The sequence below is a fragment of the Streptomyces sp. YJ-C3 genome (genome assembly GCF_053891275.1).
Genome location: NZ_CM132685.1, coordinates 1,866,067 through 1,877,922, shown reverse-complemented (window position 1 = coordinate 1,877,922; position 11,856 = coordinate 1,866,067). Strand labels below are relative to the sequence as shown.

Below are 11,856 nucleotides of genomic sequence, written 5' to 3'. Positions count from 1 at the left end.
GTAACTCTCCTGTCATACGACTAGGGCCGGGGACGGCTCGTAAGCCCTCCCCGGCCCGAGCCGGTGTTCAACTTTGTCAGCGAACCTGGTCGACGTCGACGAGGTCGACGCGGACACCGCGGCCGCCGATGGCGCCCACGACGGTACGCAGAGCACGCGCGGTGCGGCCGTTGCGGCCGATCACCTTGCCGAGGTCGTCGGGGTGGACCCGGACCTCGAGAACGCGCCCACGGCGCAGGTTGCGCGAGGCGACCTGCACGTCGTCGGGGTTGTCGACAATGCCCTTCACGAGGTGCTCAAGAGCCTCCTCGAGCATGCTCAGGCCTCGGTCGACTCGGACGCAGCCTCAGCGGCCTCGTCCTTCTTCTCAGCCTTCTTCTTCTGGGTGATGGCCTCACCCTTGGGCTCGTCGGCCGTGGCCAGCGCCTCGAAGGAGGGACGGGCCTTCTTGGGCTCGGCGACCTTCAGCGGCTCCGGGGCCGGCAGACCCTTGTGCTTCTGCCAGTCGCCGGTGAGCTTCAGGATGGCGAGAACCGGCTCGGTCGGCTGCGCGCCGACACCCAGCCAGTACTGCGCGCGCTCCGAGTCGACCTCGATGCGCGAGGGGTTCTGCACCGGGTGGTACAGACCGATCTCCTCGATGGCCCGGCCGTCACGGCGGGTACGGGAGTCGGCGACGACGATGCGGTAGTGAGGCGAACGGATCTTGCCCAGACGCTTCAGCTTGATCTTGACTGCCACGGGAGTGGTGTCTCCTGGTCTTGACGTGGGTGGGCACGGCGAGATTGCCGCGTGGGGTTGCGGTACCCGAGTGCCCGATGGACGCGTCAGCCGGAGGAGAGAGGGGTCCTATGCGACTGTCGAGTACAGCTAGCCATTGTGCCATACGTCATGGGGGCGGCCGAACCGGCGTACGGCCGCCCCACCAGGCACCGGGCCCTCAGCCCACGGCGGCGCCGACAACCTCCGGGATGCGGAACGGCTTGCCGCATCCGCCGCACATGATCGGGGCCTGGGCGAGCACCGACGGTACGACGCGGACGTTGCGGCCGCAGTCGCAGACGGCCTTGACCCGGACACCGCCCCCGGAGGAGCCGTGCCGCGCGGCCGGGCCGCGGAAGCTCCGCTTGGTGTCCGCGGCGGTCGCGACGGTGTGCGCCTTGAGGGCGCGCTGGAGCCGCTCGATCGTCTGCCGGTAGCGCTGCTTGGCCTCGGAGTTCAGCGTGACCAGCGAGAAGCCGCTGCTGGGGTGCGGCTCCTCGGGATGGTCGAGGCCCAACTCCTCGGCGATGGTCAGGAATCTACGGTTGTGGTACCGGCCGGCGCGTGATGTGTCACGGATTCCGCGCGCGGCAGCGATGCCATGGACTGCCTCATGGAGGAGTCGCTCGAAGGAGAGCTCGTGTCCGCACGCGGACGACGACTCCCCGATCAGGGATTCGGGCGCGGCAAGATCCGGCAGTTCGGGGTGGTGCCGCTGAATGTCGGCCCACGCCCCTGCCAGCTCTGCGGCGAGAACAGGTGGTGTCGTGCTCACGTCGTGACAACGAGCCGGGGTGCCTCTGTGTTCCTATTCCGGGGCATCCCAAATAATTTGCACGTACCAGTCAGTTGCCGCTCATGCGTCCGGACGAGGGCGGGTGCGCTGATCTACGGAGAAGACGCACAGCTCACACCAAGGTGGTGCGTAGTAACACGTACGCCCCGGCGCGTAGGTGGCCCGCTCGCGCCGGGGCGTTCCGGTCGGTCGTGCGCAAGGGGCGTTTCGGCCGCTTCCGCCACGACTGAGGGTCGCTCAGTAGGCGCGTGCCACGACCGCGACGTTACCGGGTGCGTCATCGGCGTCGGGCACCGCCCCGTCCGCGGCGAGCAGGCATCGCACGGACACCGCGTGCTCGGCGAGCCTCGCCTCGCCCTCCTCGCCGAGCGTGGCCCACGGGATGCGTGCCCAACCGCCGGCACTGGCAGCCTCCACGGCCTCCTCGACGGTCGTGACCTCGCTCGTACGGGACTCGCGGCGCTCCCGCGACTGCTTCAGGAGGAGCGCCTGGTCCTCTTCGAAGAGGGTCGGCAGCAGCCCGGCCAGGGCGTCGGCGGCCACGGCCTCCTTGCCGCCGGGGATGCGGCGGGCGAGCATCACGGTGCCGCTCTCCAGGTCGCGGGGTCCGACCTCGACCCGTACGGGGACACCCTTCAGCTCCCAGTCGACCGCGCGGCGCCCGAAGGGGGTGTCCGTACGGTCGTCGACCTGGACGCGGAGGCCGGCCGCCTTCAGGGTGTCGCCGATCTCGCGGACCTTGGCGAGAACCGCTTCGTCGCCCTTGATGGCGAGGACCACGACCTGAATGGGGGCGAGCCGGGGCGGCACCCGCAGCCCGTTGTCGTCACCGTGCATCATCACCAGGGCGCCGATCATGCGGGTCGTCGAGCCCCAGGAGGTCTGCCAGACCAGTTCCTGCTTGCCCTCCTTGGACAGGTACTGGGTGTGGAAGGCCTTGGCGAAGTTCTGGCCGAGCTCGTGACTGGTGCCCATCTGGAGGGCTTTGCCGTCGCTCATCATCCCTTCGAGGGTGAGGGTGTTGATGGCACCCGCGAAGCGCTCCTTGGGGGTCTTGCGTCCCAGGACGACGTCCATGGCGAGGACGTTCTCCATGAAGTCCGCGTAGACGTGCCGGTGGATCCGTGCCGCGAAGTCGCGCGCTTCCTCGTACGTCGCGTGCGCCGTGTGGCCCTCCTGCCACAGGAACTCCGTCGTCCGCAGGAACAGGCGCGGGCGAAGCTCCCAACGCACCACGTTGGCCCACTGGTTGATGAGGAGCGGGAGGTCGCGGTAGCTCTGGATCCACTTGGAGAAGTAGTCGTTGACGATCATCTCGGAGGTGGGGCGGACGACGGCGGGCTCCTCGAGTTCCTTGCCGCCGCCGTGCGTGACCACGGCCAGCTCGGGCGCGAAGCCCTCGACGTGGTCGGCCTCCTTGGCCAGGTAGGACTGCGGGATCAGGAGCGGGAAGTACGCGTTCTGCGTACCCGTCTCCTTGATGCGCGCGTCCATGTCCTGCTGCATCCGCTCCCACAGGCCGTAGCCGTACGGTCGGATCACCATCGTGCCGCGCACCGGTCCGTTGTCGGCCAGTTCGGCCTTGGAGATCAGGTCCTGGTACCAGCGCGGGAAGTCTTCCGCCTGGGGCGTGAGAACAGGTGCTTTGGCCATGTCGCGCATGCTACGGCGCGGGTTGCCGGGCACGGGAATCCTTTTCGCCCGGATGCCCCCGCCCGCCGCGGGGCGCTCGCTGGGGGCGCACGACGGTGCACGTAGGCATTGTCGGCGCGCCTGCCAAAGACCCCCTAGACGTGACGGACGATGCGGAGTTCTCTGACATACGGGGGGAGTGCGAGCAGCGCGCGAACACGGTCGACACACCACAGCGACAACTCTCGGCATCTCTCGGCGGATTGGGGCACTTTCGATGACACCTACGCTCGTGCGGCGACGCCTTCCCCACGCGGCACCTGTGCAGCGCGCGGATCTGTGCGCACGCGCGCGTGACTGGGCAGAGATCCAGGAGCGGATGCTGGTCCCCGTCTACGAAGCGGTGTACGAGCGGCTCGAGGTCGGCTCGGGCACGCGACTCCTCGGACTCGGCTGCGGTTCCGGGCTCGCCCTGCTCATGGCGGCCTCGCGCGGTGCGGCGGTGACGGGCGTCGAACCCGCGCAACCCGACCGCCTGGCGCTCGCCAGGGACCGGCTGCTGCCCGCCACCGGGGAGCGGCGCGATCCCACGGACATCCAGCTGACGGACGGCGGCGCGGACGGCATGACGGTGGCCCAGCCGGGTGCGCCCCTGTACAACCTGATCACCGCCTTCCAGCCGGTCGGCTGCACGGCCGGGGACGCCGACGGTCTGTCCACGCTTCTGGCGAGCGCCACGCCGCTGGCGGAGCGCGGTGCCACGGTCGCGCTCGTCGGGTGGGGTCCGCCGGAGCGCTGCACCACATCGTCCGTCCTACGGGTGGCCACAAAACTCGCCGACCCTCTACGTCGTGCGGGCAGTTGGCGGCCCGCACTGCGGGACGACCTGGAAGAAGTGGCTCAGCGGGCCGGCCTGCGGCCCGACGGTTCGGGGCGCGTGGCGTGCCCCTTCGGATACGCGGACACGGAGAGCGCGGTGCGCGGCCTGCTGTCCACCGGGCTGTTCGATGCGGCGGTGGCCGCCACGGACTCGGCACAGGTGGACAAGGAAATGACGGAGGCGCTGCAACCGTATGTGCGCAAGGACGGCACTGTGTGGATGCCCAACGTCTTCCGGTACTTGATAGCCCGTACGCCGTGAACGACGCGCTCCGGATCGCTTCCGGGTGAGGCGTGATCAGTCCTTGGTGAGGCGTGTGATGCCGGCGACCCGGTACGCGTCGGCCTCCTCCAGGGTCTCGTTCTCCAGCAGCGCGCCGGCCAGAGCATCCAGCTTGTGGCGGTTCTCGCGCAGCTTGTCGCACGCCTCCTGGTAGCACTCGTCTACGATGCGGCGCATTTCGCCGTCGATCGTGTCGAGGGTGTCAGGGGCGGCGGCGAGCCCGTATGCCTGCTGGGCGTCGTTCGGGAGCGCCGAGAGACGGCCGACTTTCTCGCTCATGCCCCAGCGGGCGACCATGCCGCGGGCGATGTTGGTGACCTGTTCGAGGTCGTTCTCGGCCCCGGTCGTGATGACTCCGTAGACGACCTGTTCGGCGGCCATGCCTCCGAGGGCGCCGATGATGCGGCCGCGCAGGTACTCCTCCGTGTACGCGTACTTGTCGGCATCCGGGGTGGACAGGGTCACGCCCAGTGCCCTGCCGCGCGGCACGATGGTGATCTTGCGGACCGGGTCGGCGCCGGGCTGGAGCATGCCCAGGAGCGCGTGGCCGCTCTCGTGGTAGGCGGTGCGGCGGCGTTCCTCGTCGGGCATCACCAGCGGCCGTTCGGCGCCGAGCTGGACCTTCTCGAGCGCTTCGGAGAGGTCGGTCTGGGTGACCTCCTTCTGCTTGCGCTTGACGGCGAGGAGGGCGGCCTCGTTGGTGAGGTTGGCGAGTTCCGCGCCGGTCATGCCCGGTGTCGTACGCGCGACCTGGGCGAGGTCCACGTCGTCGGCGAGCGGGATCTCCCGGGAGTGGATCTTGAGGATGGCCTCGCGGCCGCCGCGGTCGGGCGGCGCGACGTTGACGACGCGGTCGAAGCGGCCGGGACGGGTGAGGGCGGGGTCCAGGACGTCGGCGCGGTTGGTGGCGGCGATGACGATGACGCCCTCGGAGCCGGTGAAGCCGTCCATCTCCGTGAGGATCTGGTTCAGGGTCTGCTCGCGCTCGTCGTGGCCGCCCATGCCGCTGCCGCCGCCCCGAGCGCGGCCGATGGTGTCGATCTCGTCGATGAAGATGATCGACGGGGCGACCTTGCGGGCCTCGGCGAAGAGCTCCCGGACGCGTGAGGCGCCGACGCCGACGATCATCTCGATGAACTCGGAAGCGGAGGCCGAGAAGAACGGCACCCCGGCCTCACCCGCGACCGCGCGCGCGAGCAGCGTCTTACCGGTGCCGGGCGGCCCCGCGAGCAGCACGCCGCGCGGCATCTTGGCGCCCATCTTGCGGTAGGCGTCGGGGTTCTTGAGGAAGTCGACGACATCGTTGAGCTCGCCCTCGACCTCGTCGATGCCGGCGACGTCCTCGAAGGTGGTGCGCTTCTTGCCGGGTTCCAGCTCGACCGGCTTGGGCGGCTGCTTGCGCCCGAGCATGCCGCCCGCGCCGCCCATACCCTGGCTCATGCGCCGCGCGATGAAGATCCACAGGACGACGAGGAGCAGCATCGGGGCGAGCGAGATGAGGAGGTTGGACAGGAAGCTGCGTTCCTGGACGACCGGTTCCGCGGTCACGGTGACCTTGTGCTTCTCCAGGTTCGCCCACAGGTCGTCGTCGGCGAACGACGGCCGCTGCGTCGTGAACTTCGTGTAGTTCTTGCTGCGGCTGTCGCTGCCGTCCGGAGTGGGCTGCTCCTTCTTGAGCTGTCCCTGGATCGCGTCGCCCTTGGAGTAGATCTTGGTGACGTTGTCGTCGGCGACCTGCTTGCTGAACTCGGTGTACGAGATCGTGGGCTCGTCGCCCTCGTTGAAGAACGACAGGACCAGGTTGGCGATGAGGTAGACGATCAGGGCCGTAAGGATGAGCCCGCCCCAGCCGCCGGGCATCTTGCGCTTGGGGCTCTGGGGAGGCGGCGGTGGCGGTGCCCCTTCGGAGCGCCAGGGCTGATCGGTCCGATCGCGCGGGGGTACGGGGTTCGCCACGCCTGCTCTCCTCCTGCCGCCTGCCGCCGTCGAGCGCCGTGTTGGGCCCATGAGCCTTGGGCCCATGACCGCACAGATCCCGGACCCTTGCCAGTATCCAGAATCCTGGTTACTGTCTTGTTCGTGAACGGTTTCGACGATCGCTTCCTTACGCGCAACGGCCTCGCGGCCCGGCAGCTCGCGGTTCTCCTCATGGGCCACGAGCCGGACACCCGCCTGCCGCGCGTGAAGGACTTCGCCCAGGAGCTGGGCTGCGGGAACGGAACCGTGCAGGCGGCACTGCGCCTCCTCGAGGAGGCGGGCGGCATCGAGACCGCCGCCCGGGGCCATCTGGGGACCTTCCTGGTCCGCTCGGACCGCGCCATACTGTGGCGCCTCTCCGGGCTCGGCACCTTGCTGGCCGCGATGCCGCTCCCCTATTCACGCCGCTACGAAGGTCTGGCCACGGGCTTGCGCGCCGCCTTCGAAGACGCGGGAACGCCTTTTGCCATCACCTTCATGCGAGGCGCCGGGGACCGTACCGCCGCCCTCCTCGAAGGCAAGGTCGACCTGGTGGTTCTGTCGCGACTCGCCGCCGACGGGCTGGTCGAGCAGCACAAGGACCAGTTGGCGCTCGTCGCCGACCTGGGACCGGCCACCTATGTAGGCGCGCACGGTTTCCTCGTGCGCGAGGGAGCGTCCCTGGATGCCCCCGGCCTGCGCGTCGCCGTCGACCACGCTTCGGAGGACCAGCGGATGCTGGCCGAGCGAGCGTTCGCGGGACGCGGCGACATCCAGTGGGTCGAGTCGTCGTACATGCAGCTGCGCGACCTGTTCGCGCAGAACCAGGCCGATGCCACCGTCTGGAACCTCGACGAGGTGCAGGGCCGGCTCGGCATGGAAGTGGACGTGCTCCCCCTGGGCGACGAGGTCACCCGCGATCTGGCACTGCGCAATTCCAGTGCGGCGATCATCGGCAGGACCGAGGGCGCGAAGGCGCTGTCCGCAGTGCGTGACGCCCTCGACCTGTCCCAGGTGGCACAGCTGCAGTCCGAGGTACTGCGAGGCGATCGCATCCCTTCGTACTGACGTGGGCCCGTCGCGGGTCCCGATCTTCGGGACCTACGGCCCGACTCAGAATCCAAAATCCCGGTTACTGTCTCGACAGGGAGGATCCATGGACGATCAACTAGCCCTCCGCATGCGGCTGTTCCGCGAGAGCGGCCAGGTCAGGCCGGAGGTCGCCGACTTCGTGGCCGCCGAACTGGCGGCGCTCGAGGACGAGGGACGCACGGTCACCGAGGCGAGCGCCGGGATGCTGACCAGCCATCTGATGATGGCGCTCAACCGACTCCTGGACGGCGCGCCGATCGAGCAGTTCCTCACGGACGAACAGGTCGCCGCCGAGCTCGCGGACCACCCCGAGGCCGTGGAACGCGCCCGTCGTGTCTCCGCGCGGGCGCGCGCCGAGCTCGGGGCGACCCTGCCCGAGTCGGAGATCAATTTCCTGGCCATGCATCTCGCCGTACTGGCACAGCAGCCCACCCACTGAGTCCCACGGACCACAGAAAGAAGGAACCAGCCATGACGAAGATCCTCACCGGCGGCGTCGGCAAGGTCGACGTGGCGAACACCGTCAAGGAGCTGGGCCTCGACGGCGTCGAGGTCACCGTCTCCAGCGACATGGATGCCGCGATGAAGCTGCGCGCCGGACAGGCGGACTACTTCCTGGGCACCTGCCACACCGGCGCCGGAGCCTCTCTCGGCGTGCTCGTCGGCCTGATGGGGCAGGCCGCCTGCCACACCTTCGGCCGCGCCGTGCCCACCGAGGAGGAGGTCAGCTCCCTGCTGGCCGACGGCAAGAAGGTGTTCGGCTTCTCCATGGACCAGATCGACCGGATCGCGCCGCTCATCGCCCGCGCGATCGCCGCCCGCTCGTAGGCACGTAGGACACCGCCATGCACACCTCCCCGGACACCGTCCTGGCCGTCGGCGCGAACCTCGACTTCACGCTCGCCCAGCAGCTCACCGTGATCGCCCTGTGCGCGCTGACCGCGTTCATCTCGCACATGGCCTTGGCCGTCTTCAACGACGGCGTGCGCCCCTTCATGCTCGACTTCATCCAGGGGCGGTCCACCCGCAGCGCCACCACCGCGGTCTCCTTCGGCCTGTCCGCCGGCTTCATCTTCGGACTCGGCGCGCCGATGGCCCTGTCCACGGGCGTCCTGAACCCGTGGCTGGTGTTCCTGCCCACCGACATCCTGGGCATCCTGGCGCCCAAGAAGTGGCTCGCGCCGATCCTGGGCGGGGCCTGGGGCGCGGTCGTCGTCTTCGGTCTGAACGGCGCCAACAATCTCGCGCACGACCTGCCCGTCGACTTCCTGACGGCGATGCAGCAGATGTCGACGCCGATCCTGTTCCTGTTCACGCTGTTCCCGGTGCTCGCCATCACCAAGCAGTTCGGGCGCAAGTGGGGCGGGATCGCGGCCGTGGCCGAACTGGCTCTCGTCGTCATGACGATGAAGCTGTGGCCGAACGTCTTCGCGGGTGCCATCGCCATGGCCGTCGGTGTCCTGATGCTGATCGGCCTCGCGGTCGCCAAGGACCTCAAGCAGCGCAAGGCCGACCGGGCGAACGGAGTCGAGGAGATCGCGCTCGCCGACGACCCGATGGCCTCGCTGTTCAGCGCGAGCGCGGCCCGGCTGCGCAAGTACCTGCCGCTGTTCATGGTGCTCGGCGCGGGCGTCTGCGTCCTGGCGCAGATGCACATATTCGGCGGCGGCGAGGCCACCAGCTTCCTGATCGCCAAGGGGCAGTACGGGGAGGCGGCCCAGGTCGACTTCTACCGCGTCTTCGGCTTCATCCCGCTGATCGCGACGACGGCCCTGGCCTCCGGCGCGTACGGCATCGCGGGCTTCACGCTCGTCTACCCCATCGGCTACCTGATGCCGAACCCGATCCTCGCGGCCGTGGTCGGCGCCCTCGTCTTCGCGGTCGAGGTCCTCGCCCTGTCGTACATCGGCAAGTTCCTCGGCAAGCTGCCGAGCGTGCGCGACTCGTCGGAGCACCTGCGCAGCGCGATCACCGACACGCTGCAACTGGCCATCCTGTTCGGCTCGCTGATGGCGGCGAACGCGATGGGAGCGGGGCTCGGGATCCTCATCGTCGGCGGGTTGTACCTGCTCAACGAGGCGATGGGCCGGCCGGTCGTGCGGATGGCGGCGGCGCCCGCGGCCGTGATCGTCGGCGGCATCCTGCTCAACGTCCTGTACTGGCTCGACCTGTTCACCCCGATCAAGGCGTGAACGACCGCGGCCGTCAGCGAGCAGAGAATTCACGCTCTGTGAAATTCTCCCCCACTTTCGTCACTCTCCGTGGAACTCGTGCGGAAGGCGGTCCGTTGAGGAAGTGAGCGGCCGCCGACCGAGGCCGACAGCACCACCCGGCCCCCTCGGGCCAGTACGCCGGAAAGGAACACCCCCCACCATGCACACTCCCACCCTCCACACCGTCACGGGACCCCTTTCCTACGAGGCCGTCCGCGGCCCCGCCCTCTCCCACGAGCACCTCGTCCTGGACCTGGACGTCGAGGGAGACGGCGGCGCGGTCCTCGACGCGGAGCGGCACGGCCCGGCGGTCACCGCCGAACTGGCCGCACTGCGCGAGGAGTTCGGCCTCTCCCTCGTCATAGAGCTGACCTGCCGCGGGATGGGGCGCGACCCGCGCGCACTCGCCGTGATCTCGCGAGCGACGGGGGTCGCGGTCATCGCGGCCACCGGCTGGTACTACGAGCCGTTCCACACCCCGGAGTTGGCCTCGACGAGCGTCGAGCAGCTCGCGGCGAGTCTCGTGCGCGAGATCGAGGACGGTTTCGGCACCACCGGCATCCGGCCCGGCGTCCTCGGCGAGGTCGGCAGCCACGGCGACGTGCCGAGCGAGCCCGAGACCCGGTCGCTGCGCGCCGCCGCCCGGGCCGCCGCCACCACGGGTCTGTCCGTCGCCACGCACGCCCAGCTCGGGCACGGCGGCCTCGCCCAGTTGGAGCTGCTCACCTCGGAAGGGCTGCCCGCGCACCGCGTCTCCATCGGTCACCAGGACCTCCTGGACGATCCGGCCGTGCACAAGGAGCTGGCGGCAAGCGGTGCGTACGTCGCCTTCGACACGGTCGGCAAGGAGAGCTACCAGAGCGACGACACACGGCTCCGGCTGCTGATCGGCCTCATCGAGGCGGGGCACGCGGACCGTGTCCTGCTCAGCTGTGACATCTCCCGCCACGGATATCTGGAGTCGGAGGGCGGTCAGGGCTACGGGCATCTGTTCCGCTCGTTCCTGCCACGGCTGCGGGCCGCCGGGATGGACGACGACCTCATCGACCTCATGACACGGCGCAATCCGCTGCGCTTCCTGACCGGCGCCGACACCGAGGAGATCTGACCATGCCTCCTGAGAACTCCTCCGTGCACTCCCCCTCTCTGCCGCCGACCCACCCGCTCGCCACCGTTCCCGTCGAGGAGGCCGCGGCCCGGCAGTTCCGGCTCCTCGAATGCACGGCCGCACACTTCGAGGGCGCCGAGCTGTTCGCGGCGGACGCGGGCGTGGTGCCCGGCCTCGGCCGGCCCAGGACCACCGCCCAGGTGGAGGCCGTGCTCGCCGACTTCCTCGGCGCCGAGGACGCCGCGCTCGTCCAGGGCGCTGGCACGGGCGCCATCCGAGCCGCGCTGAGTGCGGCGGTGAGCGCGGGTGATCCCCTGCTCATCCACCGCGCGCCCGTCTACCGCACCACCGAGGTCACCCTGCGCGGGCTCGGCGTGCAGACGCACGAGGTCGACTTCAACGACGCCGACGCGCTGCGCGCGGCCCTCGGGTCGGGCCGGTTCCGCTGGGCGTACGTGCAGCACACGCGTCAGCGGCTCGGTGACTCGTACGACCCGGGCGAGGTGTTGGCCGCCTGCCGTGCGGCCGGAGTGCGCACGGTCGTCGACGACAACTACGCGGTGATGCGCGTACCGGCCTCGGGTGTCGAACTGGGCGCCGACGCCTCCTGCTTCTCCCTGTTCAAGCTGCACGGCCCGGAGGGCGTGGGGGTCGTGGTCGGCGCCCGCGACCTCGTCGAGCATGTACGTGCGGACAACTACTCGGGCGGCGGCCAGGTCCAGGGCCACCAGGCGCTCGACGCGCTGCGGTCCCTCACGCACGTGCCGGTGATGTGGGCGCTTCAGTCGCGGGTCGGGGCAGAAGTGGCGGAACGTCTCGCGGCCGGTGAGGTGCCGGGTGTCGCCGAGGTACGGATCGCCAACGCACAGGACCGCTGCCTCCTCGTACGACTCGACCGGCCCGTGGCCCGGGAACTGCCTGCCGTGGCGGCGAGATTCGGAGCTGCGCCCTATCCGGTGGGCTCGAACTCCCGGTACGAGATCGCGCCGCTCTTCTACCGCATGTCCAGCTCCTCCCTGGACGACGCCCCGGAGCTCGCCGACTGGACGGTCCGGATCAACCCGATGCGCGCGGGGGCCGACCTGGTCGTCGACATCCTGCGCCGCTCGCTCCACGAACTCAGCAAGGACTGACC

At 69.6% G+C, this 11,856-nt stretch carries 12 protein-coding genes; 7 read left to right on the top strand and 5 right to left on the bottom strand.

The window, feature by feature from the left end; genetic code table 11:
* Positions 1 to 76: 76 nt before the first annotated feature.
* From ACVHNB_RS08355 to proS, 4 genes are all read right to left on the bottom strand, one after another.
* Positions 77 to 316: an RNA-binding protein gene (locus ACVHNB_RS08355; RefSeq protein ID WP_014176063.1), complete on the bottom strand. Its 240-nt coding sequence runs from the start codon at positions 314 to 316 to the stop codon at positions 77 to 79.
* A gap of 2 nt (positions 317 to 318) precedes the next feature.
* A complete protein-coding gene (rpsP, locus tag ACVHNB_RS08350; protein WP_428952042.1) occupies positions 319 to 741 on the bottom strand; it encodes a 30S ribosomal protein S16 in 423 nt (140 codons plus the stop codon).
* A 199-nt stretch (positions 742 to 940) separates the two neighbouring features.
* Positions 941 to 1,537: a hypothetical protein gene (locus ACVHNB_RS08345; protein ID WP_428952043.1), complete on the bottom strand. Its 597-nt coding sequence runs from the start codon at positions 1,535 to 1,537 to the stop codon at positions 941 to 943.
* 258 nt (positions 1,538 to 1,795) lie between these two features.
* A complete protein-coding gene (gene proS, locus ACVHNB_RS08340) occupies positions 1,796 to 3,211 on the bottom strand; it encodes a proline--tRNA ligase (protein WP_456227719.1) in 1,416 nt (471 codons plus the stop codon).
* 256 nt (positions 3,212 to 3,467) lie between these two features.
* Between proS and ACVHNB_RS08335 the strand changes: the two genes are divergently transcribed.
* The gene (locus ACVHNB_RS08335; RefSeq protein ID WP_428952045.1) at positions 3,468 to 4,331 is read left to right on the top strand and encodes an SAM-dependent methyltransferase; all 864 of its coding nucleotides are present in this window, start codon (positions 3,468 to 3,470) and stop codon (positions 4,329 to 4,331) included.
* Positions 4,332 to 4,367: 36 nt separating this feature from the next.
* Here ACVHNB_RS08335 and ftsH read toward each other — a convergent pair whose 3' ends face one another.
* The gene (gene ftsH / locus ACVHNB_RS08330) at positions 4,368 to 6,308 is read right to left on the bottom strand and encodes an ATP-dependent zinc metalloprotease FtsH (protein WP_456227718.1); all 1,941 of its coding nucleotides are present in this window, start codon (positions 6,306 to 6,308) and stop codon (positions 4,368 to 4,370) included.
* Positions 6,309 to 6,431: 123 nt separating this feature from the next.
* On the opposite strand from ftsH, the gene yhfZ reads away from it, so the two are divergent.
* The 6 genes from yhfZ (at position 6,432) to ACVHNB_RS08300 (ending at position 11,854) form a co-directional block, all read left to right on the top strand.
* Entirely contained in the window at positions 6,432 to 7,376 is a 945-nt protein-coding gene (yhfZ, locus tag ACVHNB_RS08325) for a GntR family transcriptional regulator YhfZ (RefSeq protein ID WP_428952047.1), read from the top strand.
* Between the two features lie 88 nt (positions 7,377 to 7,464).
* On the top strand, positions 7,465 to 7,839 hold the full coding sequence (locus ACVHNB_RS08320; RefSeq protein ID WP_428952048.1) for a PRD domain-containing protein: 375 nt from the start codon (positions 7,465 to 7,467) through the stop codon (positions 7,837 to 7,839).
* A 32-nt stretch (positions 7,840 to 7,871) separates the two neighbouring features.
* A complete protein-coding gene (locus ACVHNB_RS08315; protein ID WP_428952049.1) occupies positions 7,872 to 8,228 on the top strand; it encodes a DUF2620 domain-containing protein in 357 nt (118 codons plus the stop codon).
* A gap of 17 nt (positions 8,229 to 8,245) precedes the next feature.
* The gene (locus ACVHNB_RS08310; RefSeq protein WP_456227717.1) at positions 8,246 to 9,592 is read left to right on the top strand and encodes a YhfT family protein; all 1,347 of its coding nucleotides are present in this window, start codon (positions 8,246 to 8,248) and stop codon (positions 9,590 to 9,592) included.
* A 181-nt stretch (positions 9,593 to 9,773) separates the two neighbouring features.
* Positions 9,774 to 10,721: a phosphotriesterase family protein gene (locus ACVHNB_RS08305; RefSeq protein ID WP_456227716.1), complete on the top strand. Its 948-nt coding sequence runs from the start codon at positions 9,774 to 9,776 to the stop codon at positions 10,719 to 10,721.
* Between the two features lie 2 nt (positions 10,722 to 10,723).
* A complete protein-coding gene (locus tag ACVHNB_RS08300) occupies positions 10,724 to 11,854 on the top strand; it encodes an aminotransferase class V-fold PLP-dependent enzyme (RefSeq protein WP_456227715.1) in 1,131 nt (376 codons plus the stop codon).
* The last annotated feature ends 2 nt before the right edge of the window (positions 11,855 to 11,856 follow it).

What these genes read in the sequence shown, in the direction of transcription:
- ACVHNB_RS08355 (WP_014176063.1), bottom strand. Translation starts at nt 316, where the DNA reads ATGCTCGAGGAGGCTCTTGAGCACCTCGTGAAGGGCATTGTCGACAAC.
- proS (WP_456227719.1), bottom strand. Translation starts at nt 3,211, where the DNA reads ATGGCCAAAGCACCTGTTCTCACGCCCCAGGCGGAAGACTTCCCGCGC.
- ACVHNB_RS08335 (WP_428952045.1), top strand. Translation starts at nt 3,468, where the DNA reads ATGACACCTACGCTCGTGCGGCGACGCCTTCCCCACGCGGCACCTGTG.
- ACVHNB_RS08320 (WP_428952048.1), top strand. Translation starts at nt 7,465, where the DNA reads ATGGACGATCAACTAGCCCTCCGCATGCGGCTGTTCCGCGAGAGCGGC.
- ACVHNB_RS08315 (WP_428952049.1), top strand. Translation starts at nt 7,872, where the DNA reads ATGACGAAGATCCTCACCGGCGGCGTCGGCAAGGTCGACGTGGCGAAC.
- ACVHNB_RS08310 (WP_456227717.1), top strand. Translation starts at nt 8,246, where the DNA reads ATGCACACCTCCCCGGACACCGTCCTGGCCGTCGGCGCGAACCTCGAC.
- ACVHNB_RS08305 (WP_456227716.1), top strand. Translation starts at nt 9,774, where the DNA reads ATGCACACTCCCACCCTCCACACCGTCACGGGACCCCTTTCCTACGAG.
- ACVHNB_RS08300 (WP_456227715.1), top strand. Translation starts at nt 10,724, where the DNA reads ATGCCTCCTGAGAACTCCTCCGTGCACTCCCCCTCTCTGCCGCCGACC.